Source organism: Bifidobacterium sp. MSK.13.1, assembly GCF_019131435.1.
GTDB lineage: Bacteria > Actinomycetota > Actinomycetes > Actinomycetales > Bifidobacteriaceae > Bifidobacterium > Bifidobacterium pseudocatenulatum.
Map to the genome: position 1 here is coordinate 542,000 of NZ_JAHOMM010000001.1, position 16,669 is coordinate 558,668.

The 16,669-nt window shown below is 57.9% G+C and carries 13 protein-coding genes; 1 reads left to right on the forward strand and 12 read right to left on the reverse strand.

Annotated elements, in window-relative coordinates; all coding sequences use genetic code 11:
* Positions 1–74: 74 nt before the first annotated feature.
* From ilvC to KSY55_RS02280, 6 genes are all read right to left on the reverse strand, one after another.
* Positions 75–1,127 carry a ketol-acid reductoisomerase gene (gene ilvC, locus KSY55_RS02255; RefSeq protein ID WP_034878339.1) on the reverse strand — a complete coding sequence of 351 codons (1,053 nt, stop codon included), beginning with the start codon at positions 1,125–1,127 and terminating at the stop codon, positions 75–77.
* A gap of 307 nt (positions 1,128–1,434) precedes the next feature.
* The gene (locus KSY55_RS02260) at positions 1,435–2,784 is read right to left on the reverse strand and encodes an MFS transporter (RefSeq protein ID WP_004222972.1); all 1,350 of its coding nucleotides are present in this window, start codon (positions 2,782–2,784) and stop codon (positions 1,435–1,437) included.
* Positions 2,785–3,236: 452 nt separating this feature from the next.
* A complete protein-coding gene (locus tag KSY55_RS02265; RefSeq protein WP_117676124.1) occupies positions 3,237–4,838 on the reverse strand; it encodes an MFS transporter in 1,602 nt (533 codons plus the stop codon).
* Positions 4,839–5,168: 330 nt separating this feature from the next.
* Complete coding sequence (locus KSY55_RS02270) at positions 5,169–6,026, reverse strand: carbohydrate ABC transporter permease (protein ID WP_004222963.1); 858 nt, start codon at positions 6,024–6,026, stop codon at positions 5,169–5,171.
* Positions 6,026–6,904, reverse strand: a complete 879-nt coding sequence (locus tag KSY55_RS02275; RefSeq protein ID WP_226563156.1) for a carbohydrate ABC transporter permease — start codon at positions 6,902–6,904, stop codon at positions 6,026–6,028. The genes KSY55_RS02270 and KSY55_RS02275 overlap by 1 nt, the downstream gene beginning before the upstream one ends.
* 85 nt (positions 6,905–6,989) lie before the next feature.
* Complete coding sequence (locus KSY55_RS02280) at positions 6,990–8,276, reverse strand: ABC transporter substrate-binding protein (protein WP_117611684.1); 1,287 nt, start codon at positions 8,274–8,276, stop codon at positions 6,990–6,992.
* A gap of 339 nt (positions 8,277–8,615) precedes the next feature.
* On the opposite strand from KSY55_RS02280, the gene KSY55_RS02285 reads away from it, so the two are divergent.
* Entirely contained in the window at positions 8,616–10,517 is a 1,902-nt protein-coding gene (locus tag KSY55_RS02285) for an alpha-amylase family glycosyl hydrolase (protein ID WP_095279686.1), read from the forward strand.
* Positions 10,518–10,887: 370 nt separating this feature from the next.
* Here KSY55_RS02285 and KSY55_RS02290 read toward each other — a convergent pair whose 3' ends face one another.
* The 6 genes from KSY55_RS02290 to KSY55_RS02315 form a co-directional block, all read right to left on the reverse strand.
* Positions 10,888–11,544: a YesL family protein gene (locus tag KSY55_RS02290; RefSeq protein ID WP_004222955.1), complete on the reverse strand. Its 657-nt coding sequence runs from the start codon at positions 11,542–11,544 to the stop codon at positions 10,888–10,890.
* 188 nt (positions 11,545–11,732) lie between these two features.
* Positions 11,733–13,247: a sucrose phosphorylase gene (gene gtfA / locus KSY55_RS02295; RefSeq protein WP_013410449.1), complete on the reverse strand. Its 1,515-nt coding sequence runs from the start codon at positions 13,245–13,247 to the stop codon at positions 11,733–11,735.
* 224 nt (positions 13,248–13,471) lie between these two features.
* Entirely contained in the window at positions 13,472–14,557 is a 1,086-nt protein-coding gene (locus KSY55_RS02300) for a LacI family DNA-binding transcriptional regulator (RefSeq protein ID WP_013410450.1), read from the reverse strand.
* A 301-nt stretch (positions 14,558–14,858) separates the two neighbouring features.
* Positions 14,859–15,050 carry a hypothetical protein gene (locus KSY55_RS02305; protein WP_003833664.1) on the reverse strand — a complete coding sequence of 64 codons (192 nt, stop codon included), beginning with the start codon at positions 15,048–15,050 and terminating at the stop codon, positions 14,859–14,861.
* An 88-nt stretch (positions 15,051–15,138) separates the two neighbouring features.
* Complete coding sequence (locus KSY55_RS02310) at positions 15,139–15,534, reverse strand: CrcB family protein (RefSeq protein ID WP_003832500.1); 396 nt, start codon at positions 15,532–15,534, stop codon at positions 15,139–15,141.
* A complete protein-coding gene (locus tag KSY55_RS02315) occupies positions 15,534–16,598 on the reverse strand; it encodes a CrcB family protein (RefSeq protein ID WP_013410451.1) in 1,065 nt (354 codons plus the stop codon). The genes KSY55_RS02310 and KSY55_RS02315 overlap by 1 nt, the downstream gene beginning before the upstream one ends.
* Positions 16,599–16,669 lie beyond the last annotated feature (71 nt).

Sequence of the window (16,669 nt, forward strand, 5' to 3'; positions counted from 1 at the left end):
CTTCCAACACGTTTCGCGCATATTGCGCTACTACGTTATTCAGCGGCCCTTAACATGCAGCCGCTACAGCGAAATCACTGAACCTGGGTACGAGCGATCTTGCCGTTGAAGGACTCGGCCATATCGGCATCGGCGTCCGTCTGGTTGTTCCAAGAGAACATGGCGCGCAGCTTCGGACCAACGGTCTCCAGGTGCGGGTGGCTGTACTCTTCCTGCAGCTCCTTGAACTTCGGAGCGCCAGCGGCCTGATCATCCATGAACTCCTTGGCGAAGGAGCCGTCCTGAATGCGCTTGAGCTGGTACTGCATGCGCTTCTTGGTCTCTTCAGTGATGACGGTGGAGGTGTAATCGCCGTACTGAGCGGTGTCGGAGCAGCTCCAGCGAGCCTTGTTCAGACCACCCTCGTTGGCCAGATCCACCAGCATCTTCAGCTCGTGGAACACCTCGAAGTAGGCGATCTCCGGCTGGTAGCCAGCCTCGGTCAGCACATCGAAGCCCATATCGCACAGGTGGTTGATGCCACCCATGAGCACGTCCTGCTCACCGAACAGATCGGTTTCGGTCTCCTCGGTGAAGGTGGTCTTGATGGCGCCTGCGCGCAGAGCGCCCAGAGCCTTGGCGTAAGCCAGGCACAGCGGCCAAGTCTTGCCATCCGGATCCTGCTCCACAGCCACAACGACCGGAACGCCACGGCCGGCGGCGTACTCACGACGAACGATGTGGCCCGGGCCCTTCGGGGCGACCATGAACACCGGATGATCCTCGGACGGCTTGATGTAGCCGTAGTGGATGTTGAAGCCGTGAGCGAAAGCCAGAGCAGCGCCCGGCTTCAGGTTCGGCTCAACGTCCTTCTTGTACACGGCGGCCTGGTACTGGTCAGGCAGCAGGATCATCACAACGTCGGCTTCGGCAACGGCCTCGGCAACAGGCTTGACCTCGAGGCCCTGCTCCTTGGCGTATTCCACGGACTTAGAGGTAGGACGCAGGCCGACGACGACATCCACACCGGAATCGCGCAGGTTCAGCGCGTGGGCGTGACCCTGGGAACCGTAACCGAGGATGGCCACCTTCTTGCCATCGAACACGGACAGATCGGCATCCTTCTCGTACCAGATAGTTGCTGCCATAATAGGCGCTCCTTTATTTTTCTTTTTATAGCGATTCGGGACTTGCATTCCCGAACAAACTCGCGATATTTAATTCTTGTTTCGGTTGTTCACAGCGGGCGATGGTTCCTAGGAGATTACTCCCCCGGATTGTGTCCGAGGAACCACCCCGCCTCTCCTGCGGAACTGTTTTAGTCCCGCTTTCTTTATGTTGCTTGCTGACGTTCACATAGTGGTTATATTCGCGTCAAACGTTTTTAGTAAGGCTTCCGTCGATGTCATCTTGACACGTCGCTGAATAGCCGGTCAAACGGCACTTGGCGATTGATCACTTGGTGAAATCAACATCCTTAGTCTCCTTGCAGCTCAGCACCGCAACAAGGCAGCACACGGCCATCACGCCGAGGTACAGACCGACGGAGTGCACACCCCAGTGGTGGGACAGCCAAGTGGCGATGGTCGGCACGAATGCCGCGCCGACGATGGCGGCCAGGTTGTAGCCGATGCCGGAGCCGGAATAACGCACGTTGGCGTCGAACAGCTCCGGCAGGAACGCGCCGATCGGACCGAATGCGGTGCCCATCAACGCGAAGCCGATGCATAGGAACAGCAGGTTGGCGGCGAAGTTACGCTGGCCGACGACCGACGGATCAAGCAGGAACGGGAAGAGCAGCGCGAATGCCACGAGGCAGCAGGACGAGATGACGATCACGCGCTTGCGGCCGAATTTATCGGCATTCACGCAGGAGATGACGATGAACGCGGCGAACACACAGATGGCGAGCATCAGCATGAGCAGATATTCACGATTGGTGAAACCAAGGTCTCCGCCGCCCTGCTCGACGGTTTTGGTGCCCCAAGCGAGGGACCAGGTTGCCAGCGTGTAGAACAGCGTGTAGGTGACGGCCACCAGGAACGTGGCTTGGATGACTTCCTTCCAGCTCTTCTTGAACACTTCGGTCAACGGGGACTTGACGACCTTCTTCTGCTCCTGGGCCATGCGGAAGATCGGAGTCTCCTCCATCTGCACGCGCACCACAAGACCGACGATCACCAGCACTGCGGACAGCAGGAACGGCACACGCCAGCCCCATGCCAGCATCGCATCGTCATCGTTGAACGTTTCCAACAGGAAGTAGGTACCGTTCGACAGGAAGAAACCGATCGGAGCGCCCAATTCCGGGAAGGAGCCATACAGCGCGCGCTTGTCTTCCGGAGCGTTCTCGGTGGCCACCAAAGCGGCACCCGACCATTCGCCGCCCAGACCGATGCCCTGCACGAAACGGCACAGGCACAGCGCGGCGACAGCCACAATGCCCCACTGGCTGTAAGTCGGCAGGCAGCCGATCAGGAACGTGGCGATGCCCATGGTCAACAGCGAAACCACCAGCGTGGTCTTGCGGCCCATGCGGTCGCCGAAATGGCCGAACACCAAGGATCCGAGCGGACGTGCGATGAACGCGATGGCGAAGGTCAGCAGGCTGGCCAGCAGCGCGACGGTCGGATTGGTGGTGTCTCCGAAGAACACCTTCGGGAAATAGTTCGCAGCGGCGGTGCCGTATGCGTAGAAGTCGTAGAACTCGATGGCGGTGCCGACCATGGAAGCGGCGATCACGGTTTTCACCGAATCGCGCACCATTGCCTGCGCTTTACCAGCGGCTGCTTCGACTGCACTCATTGGATTACTCCTGTTACGTCTGTCATGCGTTGCCGGCTCCCAACATGCGCCGATAACGTCTTTCTTCTATTCTCTTGTGTGCAGTCTTCATTTCGTTGCCTTACGCCTTGTGGGCGGCAACAAAAAGACCCCGCAGCATGCAGGGCCATCAACGTGTGTGTTTTGCGCGCCTCAAACCCTGCCTCCGTTGGCGAGGGATTGAAGCTGCATTGCTCGAATCAGTCCGCCAACGAAAGCGGAATAATAATTCGTGCGGACAGCAGTACGCGTGCAACCATTCCGTTCATCGTGGCGAACCTCCTTTCGCAAAGTCTTGTATTCGGCGGATTATCCGCTCGAACTAAGCCGTAAAGATAAGCGCGTCCACAGACCCTTTCTACTAAAGGTTCACTATGTGGACGCGCAATTTTGAATTTGATATTCGTTTTTCGGATTATCTCAGGTCATCCAAATCATTTCAGCAGCAACGTCAGCACGCCCGCAACAGCCATGCAACCGGCGGCAACAGCGAAAATCAGCAGATACTCGCCAGTCGCCGCAATCGCAATCGCGCAAACGACAGCGCCAATCAACGAACCGAACGTATTCGCCAAACTGAACGCAGCCAACGAACGACCAACGGAACGTATATCCGGCAACGTCGCAAGATTCAACCCTTGGCTCACGCCGTCATACACCACATACGCGAAACCTGCAAACAGCGCATACAGCGCGACCGCCATAGCACTATCGATCGGCGTCAACGGAAGCACCACAGCAACCACAAACAACAAGCAGGCGGCAATCGCGGGAATACGGGAATCTTTGAAAGCGCGGGCGATGCGGCCAAGCAGCAGCGCAGCCAACAGCGAGCCGACGAACGCGGCAACGGCCATCATCGACATAACCGCAGCCGCTCCGGACAAACCAAACATGGTGACCTGCGAAACATCGCCCAAACCATCCTGCGCAAGATACCACTGGTAAATCGCAATGCCGGAAGTGGCTGCGATGGCAAACATGCGCGCGGCAAACGCAATGAAGAACTTCGGAGCGCCCTTCGGCGGACGATACTGCGAAAAATAATCGCCCTTCTTCACACCTTCACGAGGCAAATAGCTGCTGGAACCCTCAAACGGCAACACCAGCAACGTAGCCACACCAGCCATCACCAGGCACAACGCAAACACCATCATGGCGAAACGCGTGGTGCCATCCCAACCGGAATCGTCGGCAGCCCACGTAATCGAAACGGCCGCGATAATGCCCAACACCTGGCCGAACGCTTGGCCAACGCCACGCCACGCGTCCGCACGATCACGGAACTTGTCAGGCACGCGCTCACCGAAAGCGGCCGCCAGCGGCATCGATACCATCGCATGTCCGATCAGCGTAAACAGCCAGAACACGATGACCAACGGCATGAAATCGCATGCGGAAAGAATCGCCACCGACGTGGCGGTCAGCACCGTGCCGGCGATGATCCACGGGGTGCGGCGGCCCAGCGGGCAGTACGAATGGTCGGATCCGACGGAAATCCACGCGTTCATCAGGAACGTCAACAGCGTGCCGACGACGCTGAGCAGCGCCAGATCGGTGACGCGGTCGGTGCCGGAAAGACGGCTGATGGTCTGCGGAATGAGCACGGAGTTGAGCGCGGCCATCGGCGCGGTGAACAGCAGCGCACCAAGCGCGAAGCCGGCGGTGAGACGATGCACCTGCGGTTTGGTGGGCGTGGTGCCGTCGGGCGCGGTCATCGGATCGCGCAGGTCAAGGAACGACGATTCGAGGTTCGGCACAGCGGCGTCGAGATGGGCGAACGCGGTCAGCGGGGAGCCGCCTTCCGTGTTGATGAGGGTCTGCTGCACTTCCGGACGCTCGTTGGAAGCCTCGGGCACGCGCGGATTCTGCTGTACGGCCAAGCGCTTCAGGGCCGCTTTGGTCTCTTCGGTCAGCGTTTTTTCGTAATCGGGACGGTCATCGATGCCGGGGCGTACGAACACCTGGCCCGGCAGCGGTTGCGGCTGCATTGGAGTCTGCTGCTCACCTGCATTATGTTGATTATCTTCAGTCATCTCTTGTTTCTATTCCTGCTTTTCCTGTTTTGTATTGTCGCTTCTCGTTCTTGCTTCTATTTCGTCGCTCGTTTCGAAATGTCACACGATATTCAGCACATATGAAAATCGCCCGGACACACTGCACCAGTGCATTCGAGCGATTCTTTCGGCGAAATCAACCATATCAATACGTCCTGTCAGACAGCAGAAACATGCGAGGCAATCTCAATATCGATATCGCATAAGAATCGATATCGCATAAGAAAAGCCCGGATGCGATTATCGCTTCGCATCCGGACCGGTTGTGTGAGTCTGTTCAGTTATGATTGCGGATTCCGTACCGTTCGATCAGCCCTTGACTGCGCCGGAGGTCACGCCTTCGACGATGTAGCGCTGCAGGAACAGGTACAGGATGAGGATCGGCAGCATGGCCAGCAGCAGGGCCGCCATGATCAGGCCGATATCGTTGGAGTAGGTGCCGTAGAAGATCTGGGTTGCGATCGGGATGGTGTACAGCTCGCGGCGACCCAAGACCAGGGACGGCAGCAGGTAGTCGTTCCAGAACGCCATGGCGTCGATGATGGCCACGGTAGCGACGGTCGGCTTGAGCAGCGGGAACACGATCGTCCAGAAGGTGCGCCACTTGGAACAGCCGTCGATGCTGGCGGCTTCCTCAAGTTCGTTCGGAATGTTCGTCTTGATCGCACCGTGGAACATGAACACCGCCAGGGAGACCGAGAAGCCGGTGTGCATGAGGATCAGCGTGATACGGCTGTTCAACACGTCAAGCAGGCCGCCGTAGACGGACACGAGCGGGACCATGAGCACCTGGAACGGAATGACCATGGAGGCCACCATAAGTGCGAACACCATGCCGCCGAACTTCCACGAGGGGTTGCGCACGATCACGTATGCGCACATCGCGGAGAACAGGATGGTCAGTATGGTTGCGCTGATGGTGATGACCGCGGAGTTGCCGAACACGGTGACGAAGTTCATCTTGTCCATTGCCCTGGGGAAGTTCTCCAGGGTGAACCCGTGCTTGCCGATCAGTGCCAGCGGAGCGGTGTTGATGTCCGCCTTGGTCTTGAAGACGTTGATCACGACCAGAATGAACGGTGCGATGAACAGCAGCAGCAGAATCGTCAGAACGACGATCATCAGTGCATGCAGAACCTTGGTGCGAGTGCTGGTTTGACCCTTCATTATGCTGCCACCTCACCCTTCTTGCCGAAGTACACCTGCAGCATGCCGATCACTGCGCAGACGATGAAGAGGACCAACGCCTCCGCCTGACCGGTGCCATAGTTCTTGTAAACGAATGCCTGGTTGTAGACGTGCATTGCTGCGAGCACCGACTGGTTGAACGGTTCGCCCTTGGTAAGCGAAAGGTTCAGGTCGTACACCATGAAGCAACGGGTGGTGCTCAGGAAGATGCACTGCACGAAGGAGGAGCGCATCAGCGGGATGACCACGTGCCACATGGCCTTGCCCTTGTTGCAGCCATCGATCATGGCCGCTTCCTTCAGGCTCTGGTCAACGCTCATGAAGCCTGCCACGTAAATCAGCATCATGTAGCCTGCGTACTGCCAGACCGAAACGAGGATCAAGCAGAACATTGCGCCGTTTGGCGTGGAGAGCAGCGATGCGTGGTCTGTTTGCGTCGCCACTTCGGCGACGGCCACGAATGCGCGGTTGAAGACGAACTTCCACACATAGCCCAGAACGATGCCGCCGATGAGGTTCGGAATGAAGAAGCCCGCACGGAAGAAGTTCTGCCCCTTGATGCCGCTGGTCACGAGGTAGGCCAGCAGAAAGGCGACGATGTTGGTGAGGATGACGGCGATGACGGAGTAGATGAAGGTGCGTCCAAGCGACTGCCAATATGCGGTGTCGGCAAGAGCCGCCTTGTAGTTTTCGAGACCGACGAACGGCTTCGTTGTCGAAACGCCGTCCCAGCTGGTGAATGTCAGATAGAGGCCATAGAAGAACGGCAGGATCACCACGGCGAAGAAAAGAATCGTCGCCGGGCCACCGAACATCAGAAACTGGCCGATTTTATAGGAAAGCTTATTCTGTTTCATGATGGATCCCATACGTGCCGGGGATGTAAGGTCCGCCGCAGGAAGGAAGCGGCGGACCCTGCATCATGGTGCATTATTTGGAAATTCAGGCGGTTGCGCCGGTGAACTTAGCGGTCTTCCAGTAGTCCTGGATGTCCTGGGCGAGGCCTGCACGGTCCTCTTCACCTGCGAGCCACTTCTGGAAGGCGGCGCCGAGCACAGAGAAGTGGTCGTCAGGCAGGTAGTTGTAGTTGTCGATCAGCTTGCCGGCGTCGGCATAGGACTTCACGGACTTACCCAGCGGATCGGCCGCTTCGATACTGTTGTTCTTGAACGGGGAGATCAGAGCGGCATCCTTGGAGATGAACTCCTGACCTTCCTTGTCTTCGGCAAGCCAGTTCAGGAAGTCCTTGGCGGCCTTACGCTGCTCGTCGGAGGTGTTGTCGGAGGAGTCGATGAAGAAGTACTTGGAGCCGCCGCCGACGAGCTTCTCATTGGAGCCGTCATCGGTGTTCTGCGGAACCGGCATGAGACCCATGTTCTCGGTGTAATCGTACTGGTTCAGCACGGACCAATCCCAGTTGCCGCCGAACATGAAAGCAATCTCACCCTCGGCCAGCTTCTGCTCAGTCACCTCACGCTCGGCGGAGATGGCGGAGGACTTGGCGTAGTTGTTGTCTTTCATCACGTCGAAGAAGTCCATCAGGGAGTTCCACTTGGCGTTGGAGCTGAGGTCAACCTTGCCGTCCTTGAGCTCATGGCAGAAGGCGTCCGGATCTTCCTGCTCCTCGTAGACTTCTGGCAGGAAGTGCGCGGCGAGGGACCAGTCTTCCTTCATGACACCGGTCGGGGATTCCATGCCGCCGGCCTTGAGCTCGTCGATGAGATCCTTGAACTCGTCAAGGGTCTTGTAGTTCTCAGGCTTGAATTCCTTACCGGTAACCTTCTTGATGGCGTCAGCATTGTAAATCAGGCCACGGGCTTCGACGGAAACCGGGAAGCCGTAGGTCTTGCCGTCAATGCTGATGGCGTAGTCGGTGTCTTTGACCCAATCCTGGTCGGACAGATCGACGGCGTGCTCTTCAGCCAAGGAGTAGATGTCCTTGGCGTCGACCATGGAGATGGTGTACGGATCCTTGGATGCGTACTTGGTGGCGAGATGCGCTGCGACGGTGTCGTTGGAGTAGTAGACCTCAACGTCTACGCCCTTTTCCTTGGAGTACTTCGCAGCCATGTCTTCCATTTGGCTTTCGATTTCAACCTTGGAGTTGAAGATGGTGATCTTGGTGCCGCTGGAGCTGGATGACGATCCGCATGCTCCCAGCATACCAACGGTCATCAGCGTTGCAACAATAGCGGTGCCAGCCTTCTTCCAAGAAGAGAACTTGCTCATTTTCCAATCCCTTTCTATCCACTATTCACCGAGCAGCCCTGCCCAATGAGGTGATAAAGGAAGGTGAATCCCCGACTCGCGTTGTCGGAATCTCTCCGTCCTTGGTATACAGGATATCAAACCGGTTCGAGAGTTGTCAAACCGGTTCGAGAAACCTTGTGTACAGTGCCATCCGTCGGCGTGTCGCGTCAATCGATTGACGTATTGCAAACATTGGCATTCCATACACCCCTAAAAAGTGTCTTCACGGGCTATAATGACGGAAAAGCAGTGACCGACGTTTCCAACGTTGCGATACATCGGTAGACCAACAGCAAAGACGCGAAAACAGGAGGATTTATGGCAAGCTGGCTCAACAACGCAATCTTTTATGAAATCTATCCGCAATCATTCAACGACTCGAACGGCGACGGTATCGGTGACTTCCAAGGCATCATCGACAAACTGCAATACGTGCGCGATCTGGGGTGCAATGCGATCTGGATCAACCCATGCTTCGACTCGTCGTTCTACGATGCCGGCTACGACGTACGCGACTACTACACAGCCGCGGAACGCTACGGCAGCAACGCGGACCTGCAGCGGCTCTTCGAGCGCGCGCACGAACTAGGCATGCACGTACTGCTCGACCTCGTACCCGGGCATTCCGCGGTCGACAATCCATGGTTTCTTGAATCCGGCAAGGACGAACGCAACGCATGGACCGACCGCTACATCTGGCGACCGATGACGCAATCGCCGAATCTGAACTCGCCATACGAATCAATCCGCGGATTCCTCGGAGGCATTGCGGAACGTCCCGACGCGGCGGCCGTGAACTGCTTCTCCACGCAGGCATGCCTCAACTACGGATTCGGCACCGTCACCGAAGACTGGCAGTTCGCCGCCGACTCCCCCGAAGCGGTGCAGGGCCGGCTGCTCATCCAAGACATCATGGACTTCTGGCTCGGGTTGGGGGCGGACGGCTTCCGCGTGGACATGGCAGGCAGCCTCGTCAAGGAAGACCCCGACCACTATTGGACGAAACTCTTGTGGCAGCAAGTGCGAGCGCATCTGGACGAAACCTACCCGGAAGCGGTGCTCGTATCGGAATGGGGTGACCCCGAAGAGGCGCTGCACGCCGGATTCGACATGGACTTCCTGCTGCATTTCGGGCCGTCGCATTATCTTGACCTGTTCCGCGAGAATCCGTATTTTTCGGCCGGATCTTCCGAAGCTACGGGCAGCGCCGAAACTGCCGAAACGAAACACGACGGCGAACGCAGCGAATGCGACGGCGCGGGCAGCAGCGGGTGCGACAGCAACGGCAATTCAGTCGTCGACGGAGACAATCCAAATTGCAATAACGACAATGTCGGCAATGCGAGCGGCGACATCAAGGCGTTTGTGGACACATATACGGCCATGCTTGCCAGCACCGCCGGAACGCCTGGATACATCTGCATTCCGTCGGGCAATCACGACATGATCCGCATGCGCGACACCTTGACCACCGATGAAATGAAGCTCGCGTTCACATTCCTGCTGACCATGCCCGGCTGCCCGTTCATCTACTACGGCGACGAAATCGGCATGCGCTACATGCACGGGCTCAAATCCAAGGAAGGCGGATACGAGCGCACCGGATCGCGCACACCAATGCAATGGAGCTGCGCAACCAACGCAGGATTCTCCGCAGCCCGGCCCGATGATCTGTATCTGCCGATCGATGCCGACAGCGAGCGCCCGAACGTGGCTTCGCAGACCGGACGCAGCGACTCGCTACTGGAAACCGTACGCGCACTGAACACGCTACGCCTGGCACATCCCGCACTGCAGGCCGACGGAGGCATCGAGTTCCTCTACGCGGAAGATCACGCGTATCCGCTGGTGTACGCGAGAAGCTCCGAGGCCGGCGAAGCCGAACGCGACGCAACTGACGGCGAACGCAGCGGAACAGCACACGAAACCAGCTGTGAAACACCTTGTGAAACATGCAGCAAGATTAATCGCGAAGCAGGTGGCGAGCGCATCGTCGTCGCCATCAATCCGTCAAACACCGACGCAAGCTGCACACTGCCGAGCGACTATGTGAAACTGCTGTCTGGCGGCTTAGCGCAGGAAATATCGCAAGAACCAACAGCGAAACCAACGCAAGAACCAGCGGAGAAAACAGTACTGCTGAGCATCGGCAACCCCGCACGCTTCGACGGCACCCAACTGCACGTCCCAGCCCGCAGCGCTACCATCCTCCCCTGCTAATCCTGCCCCCAGCGTGTCCGATTCTGAAGAATCGGACATCCAAGCGCCTCAAAACATGTTCCGGTTGTCCGATTCACCAGAAACGGATAACCGGAACACCAAAACAGACCCACGGTTGTCCGATTCTCCAGAATCGGTCATTCAAGCACCCCACTTTGACCTGTAGTTGTCCGATTCGAGAGAAACGGACATTCTGGTACTCAAAAACACATCCTGGTTGTCCGATTCGAGAGAAACGGACATTCACGCACCCAAAAGTACGTTCCAGTTGTCCGATTCTCCAGAATCGGACACTCAAGGCGACGAAAACGCGTAAAGGCCGTTCCGCGGAACTTGCAATCTGCGGAACGGCCTTTACGAGCAAACAATTTCAGGACTGCGCTACCTTGCGCCCCTTGGCGTCGATCTCACCGTCGATACGGCGGAAAATCCAGTTGTAGATCCACGCGCAACAGTATTGCGGCAACGTGACGCCCATCAAAATCAGCAGCGGAATCATATATATGAAAAACTGCGCATACAGCACGGCGAACGCGGCCAAAATCACCAGCATGCACAAGGTGCGCGGGAAAAAGCCGAGCGCAAGTTTCGTCGCATTCTTCAACGTTTCGGAAGTCGGATTCTCATAGCGAGAAAGCAGCGGGAAGAAGTACTGCGCAATCGCAATAATCACCAATCCCATGAACGCGACGCACGCCATCAGCGGCCCGCGCATCGACCCCATGGACCGGGCGAGCATGCCGTCGACCACCAGCACAATCGCCGCCAGCAGGAACGCAAGCCACGGCAGCAGCGACTGCTTGAGATTGCGCTTGAACGAGTCGAAAAACTGGCGCGCCACATACGTTTCCTCATGGCGGACCATGCGCCAGAGCACACTGTGCATCGCAGTGAACGATGCGCCGGCCGTGACGACCGGCAGGCAGCACAACAGCGTGAGCACGTTGAGAATAATCAGATCGAACAGCACGCCCATAATGGCGAAAAACATGTTGTCTTGATCGAAAAGCTTTGACATCTTTGACATAAGCTCACCTTACCCGTTTTTGCTGGGATTTCAGCTGATTCCCGGGAAAATTGTTTTCCCGATAAGACGATTGCTCGAAAAAACGAAAATGCGAATCGTCCTTCCTGAAGGAGAGGTGACAGGAAGGACGATTACAGATTTATGGATTTATGCGCGGTCAGGCAGCGACCGGATCAGGCGAGGCTGAATCAGGCCACGACCGGCGGATTGGCGATCAGATCGTCCGTGCGGTGCTCACCGGCGGCATCACGCCATTCGAGCGTGGCGACGGACGCGGTGTTCTCCACACCAAGACCACGGCCCGGCTCAAACGTGAGCGTGGCCTGAGTGGTCGTGCCCTCCCACGTGAAGCTGATGGACGTATCGCCGTCGGCGCTGTACGAGAAGGTGCCATCGAACGCATCAAGCTCGTTGCGGAACTTGGCAAGCGCGTTCAGTGCCTTCACCACCGGACGCTGCAGATTCTCGTCGATCTCAGCCGTGGAATAGTAATGGCGATTGATATCGCGGCCATTGTTGGTCTTGCGCAGCAGCTCCATGTCGTTCTTGCCGGCAAGCGCGCCGACATAGTAGACCTGCGGAACGCCCGGCAGGAAGAACTGCACCGCGCGAGCCGCAATATAGTGCTGATCGTTGCATCCCAGCGCCGAATAGTAGGTGCTGTTGACCTGATACAGGTCAAGATTGGATGCGGCGGCACCGGTAGCGGCCTGCGATTCGCCGTGAGTGTTCGCATGAATGGCGTTGACGAGATTGTCGACATCCTCATCCGGCACGAGCCCCTTGAGCGAACGGTCCAGCTGATCGGAACCGATGTCGATCACGCCGATGCCATCATGCGTGTCAAGTACGGTGACGGCATTGTTCGGACGGATGTCGGTCCAATGCGCGACCGGCTCGACATGACCGGTATTCAGCGAATGCAGCAGCAGCGGCGGAAGGGCGAAATCGTAGACGCGATCGACCTTCGACGCGATCTCGACCTGCTTCTTGTAGTAGGAATGCACTTCGATGAGGATTTCCAAGCCGCGCTTGACGCCCTCCTCGCGCAGGCGGGAGATGAGCTTGAACGTTTTCGGCGTCATGAAGCAGCTGGTACCGGCTTCCTTGGCACCGTAGCCGACGGCGTCAAGACGAATGTAGCTGACGTGGGATGCGGCCATCTGGTCGAAAATCGACATCAGGTATTCCCAGCCTTTGTCGGAATCCGTGTCGATATCGACCTGCTGCGGGGTGAAGCTGACCCAGACCAGGCGAGTCTTGCCCGCGAACTTGTAGTGGGTGAACGGCAGACCCGGGCGCGGACGGTAGATGCCGGCCAGATCCTCTTCGGTCGCGCCGTTCGGAAAGACGGAACTCATGGTCAGGAACATCGGGTAATACTCGGATTCCTCGCCCTTTTCAAGCACGTCTTGGAACTGCTTGGATTCCCAGCTCATGTGGTTGACGATGGCGTCGACCATGATGCCGTGGGTCTTGGAAAGTTCGGCGACATCGTCCCAGCCGCCGAGGCGCGGGTCGACCTTGGTGTGGTCGATGGGGTCGAAGCCTGCATCCGCGCCGTCGAATGGAGTGAAGAACGGCAGGATATGCACGCCGTCATACACGCCGTCGAAACGGGTGCGCAGGATGTCGGTCATCGAGCTGAGGGTGCCGTCGCCGAGGCGATCGGCGTAGGTGATGAGCTGCACTTTGTTTTTCATGGGACCTCCCTTGGTTCATGGGTGCGGGTGCAATGTGTGCGCGTCTGCCTGTTTGTTGTTTACGTATTTGCATACTCACGTATGTATCGAACCGGTTCGATATTACCTCGAAAAGGGCGTCAATGTCCAGTCACACAGCGGAATGCGCGTGTCGAACCGGTTTGATGCGGTGTTCTATGCAGCCCAGACTGTCCGACCCCAACCCAGCGTTCCAACGCGCAGCATCAACGCGTGGTATCGCCTGGCACCAGCGTCATGGGAATAAGCACGTTCGGCTCGAACGGCTTGGGGATGTTCTTGCGCGAGGCGTTGGCCGCAGCCGCCTCTTCATTGGCGATCGCCTGCACCATATGGTCGGCCGCCGACTGCGCGATCGCCGAGAAATCCTGTGCGACCGCGGTCAGCTTCATACCGGCCAAATCGGTCAAATACGTACCATCATAGGCGACGACCTGCAGCTCGTCGGGAATGGAAATTCCGCGGCTCAACGCCTCACGCACGCAGAACGCCGCGCCAATATCGGAGCTGACCACGGCATCGACGCCGTCGGTCGCCACCCCATCAAGCGCACGGCTGACCGCACGATGATAGCCGGCGAAATCCATCACCTCACCGGCCTCGATATACTCATACTTCACGCCCGCGGAGGTCAATTCCTGTTCCAACGTGAGGTAGTAGCGCACCGTCGGGAACGTGGTCTTTCCCAAATCGAACGACCCCTCCTCGACTTCGCCGCGGACCGCCAGATCGAAGAACTGATCGCGCGGACCGCCAATCATCACCACATGGCGCGCGCCATTGCGAATCAGCATCTGCGCAATCAGTCGCCCACCCTGCTCGTGGTCAGATCCGATCGACGAAATACCATTTCCAAGCACGCGATCGAATGCGACGATCGGGCGGTGGATGGACGTCCAATAATCGCCGGGATGCGAGGTGTGAGCGCACATGACGATGCCGTCCATCATGTGCCTGCGCAGCATATCGACGTATTGGATTTCGCCGTCCGTCTCGTCGGTGGTGGAGCACAGCATGGTGCGCAGCCCCTGCGCGGCGAGCGCATGCTGCAGGTGCGCGGTAAACGTTGCAAAGAACGGGTGACGGATGGTGGGCACGATGACGCCGACCAGATTCGTGCGATCGTGGTACAGGTTGCGGGCAAGCTCGTTCGGCACGTAATTGAGGGCCTGCATGGCCTTACGCACGCGGTCGCGCATGTCGTTGGATACATACCCGTTGCCGTTCACCACCAGCGAGACGGTGCTCAGAGACACCCCGGCCTTCTTCGCCACATCGCGCATGCCGACCATGATCGCACCTTCCCCGTTATCACTGTTCCATCGTTGTATTCTCACGTGCTTGCCGCGCGCTTTCCGTGCGCTTCTCGCGAGATATTACATTCATTTACATTCTCTCGAACCTGTTCGACAGTCCGGCGTGTATATCGCTTAACGGGGTTACCCCTTTACTTGATTTTCAATATTGATTTTCGTATGCTGCCCACGACACGGAAAACGGCAGCACAGCACAACAAAAGAAACGGCGCAAAGCTTGCGATATCCACACTCACTTTGCGCCGTCTTCTTGTATTGATGATGACCTACATTGCGATCAGTCGGTCGGCACGTCGCCGGACTGGGTGTGGTCGAAGACCGGCTTGTTGTCTTTGTCGAAGGTGTAGACGCCGATGTTCGCGGAGCTCGGATCATTGTTCTTATTGAACGGTCCGATACCGGTCTGGCCCTGGTACTGGATATCCTTGCCATCCTTCAGCAGCGGCTTGGTCTGGTCGAATGCAATCACCAGCGTCGCATCCGGGCTGGCGGCCTTGATGGCGGTTGCGCTCAGATTTCTTTCATGTTACTCAGCGACCGTCCGTGTAACGTGAAAATTACGCCGGATTGGCGAGCAGCGCAATGCCGAAACCGGTGGCCACGCAAATGAGAGGCACCGCGACGGTTGCTATTCCATAGCCCAGAGCCAGCGTAAAACGACGCTGGCGAATCAATGAAACCACTTCGTTGAGCGCCGTGGAGAATGTTGAGAAACCACCGAGAAATCCGACAACGAACATCATGACCGTGTCCATATCCACCGATTGCGAATAGTAGGACATCATGGCGATGCCCGCGCATAGCGAGGCGACGCCGTTGATGACGAGCGTGGATAGCGGGAAGTTGCGGTTCGTTCTCCGATTCTCGCGATTCCAGCCTCGTTGAATTGACACGTCGAGCACGTAACGGGCCATGGCGCCCAGACCGCCGAACAGACAGATCATCCACATCATCAGCGCACCTCCCCGGTAGCCGGGTCGGCGATAAGCGAAATCTCCGCAGTGATCGGTTTGGGCTCGAAGCTGGGCGGAAGCGGGTTAGCCGGCTGCTGGATTGGTTGCGACTGCTGAATCGGCTCGGGCAGCTGCCCCAAGTCTGAAGTATCCTGCTCGCGCAGCAACGGCTGCGATGGCTGTGCCAGCTGAGGAACGGCCAGCGGAGGAATCTGCGGAACGCGGCCCGTCTGCATAGTCTGGCTGGCGGTCGGCGGCACGGTTGGTGTTTCGACTCGCGGAACCTGTCCCGTCTGTGCAATCTGCTGGGCCGCCTGCGCGGCCTGCTGCGCCGCCTGCGCGGCTTCCATTGCGGCCTGCGCGGCAGAACGCGCCACGTCGGCCACTTTCACATGGCGTACGCCCTGCGTGTCCGATTCGGCAGAATCGGACACGGAAACAGCTGAAAACGCACCCTGAACCCGCTTTCGAGTACTCCGTGACAGCAGTGCCTGCATCAGAACCACGCCGGCGGCGGCAGTGAGCAAACCGCCTGCAAAATTTCCCGCAAGATAGCCAAGCGCACTGGCGATATGCCGCTCGTGCAGACCTTCCATCGTTTCCAGCATCACGCCGGACATCGTCGAAAGCCCACCGAGCAAGCCAAGCCCAACACCACGGCTGACAACCTGCCGCACCCGGCGACGCAGCCACGAAGCGGTCGCCATGAATTCGGTCAGCATCGCGAACAGGAAGCAGGCGACCATATTCGACACAAACGTGCCCACAACGAACGGCGTCCCGCTGACCGACGGCAGAAGCATATCCAACGCATGCCGACAGCCGACTCCAACAAATCCACCGACGAACACCACAACATACATCAGTCCGTCGGCGAGCGGATTGAACCGCGCCTGCATACGTTTCATCGGTGCCAGGGGAATCGTAGGCGGATCCATGGTGTTAGCGGCGGGCGTGGTTGCACCAGCATGCGTCACCTCAACAGTGTCGATTGCCTGCGTGATGGGATGCGAGTCCTCACCCGCAGTCACCACGTCTCCCGGCGATTGTTCTTGCGATTCCATTGCGCTCCCCCTGTACTGGCCTCCCGCGGACAGCGTTGTTCCGCCCATAGGCCGTGCAACAACGAGCTGGG

Bases quoted from the DNA above. Each gene is read 5' to 3' on its own strand.
- ilvC (WP_034878339.1), bottom strand. From the start codon at position 1,127: ATGGCAGCAACTATCTGGTACGAGAAGGATGCCGATCTGTCCGTGTTC.
- KSY55_RS02260 (WP_004222972.1), bottom strand. From the start codon at position 2,784: ATGAGTGCAGTCGAAGCAGCCGCTGGTAAAGCGCAGGCAATGGTGCGC.
- KSY55_RS02265 (WP_117676124.1), bottom strand. From the start codon at position 4,838: ATGACTGAAGATAATCAACATAATGCAGGTGAGCAGCAGACTCCAATG.
- KSY55_RS02270 (WP_004222963.1), bottom strand. From the start codon at position 6,026: ATGAAGGGTCAAACCAGCACTCGCACCAAGGTTCTGCATGCACTGATG.
- KSY55_RS02275 (WP_226563156.1), bottom strand. From the start codon at position 6,904: ATGAAACAGAATAAGCTTTCCTATAAAATCGGCCAGTTTCTGATGTTC.
- KSY55_RS02280 (WP_117611684.1), bottom strand. From the start codon at position 8,276: ATGAGCAAGTTCTCTTCTTGGAAGAAGGCTGGCACCGCTATTGTTGCA.
- KSY55_RS02285 (WP_095279686.1), top strand. From the start codon at position 8,616: ATGGCAAGCTGGCTCAACAACGCAATCTTTTATGAAATCTATCCGCAA.
- KSY55_RS02290 (WP_004222955.1), bottom strand. From the start codon at position 11,544: ATGTCAAAGATGTCAAAGCTTTTCGATCAAGACAACATGTTTTTCGCC.
- gtfA (WP_013410449.1), bottom strand. From the start codon at position 13,247: ATGAAAAACAAAGTGCAGCTCATCACCTACGCCGATCGCCTCGGCGAC.
- KSY55_RS02300 (WP_013410450.1), bottom strand. From the start codon at position 14,557: ATGGTCGGCATGCGCGATGTGGCGAAGAAGGCCGGGGTGTCTCTGAGC.
- KSY55_RS02310 (WP_003832500.1), bottom strand. From the start codon at position 15,534: ATGATGTGGATGATCTGTCTGTTCGGCGGTCTGGGCGCCATGGCCCGT.
- KSY55_RS02315 (WP_013410451.1), bottom strand. From the start codon at position 16,598: ATGGAATCGCAAGAACAATCGCCGGGAGACGTGGTGACTGCGGGTGAG.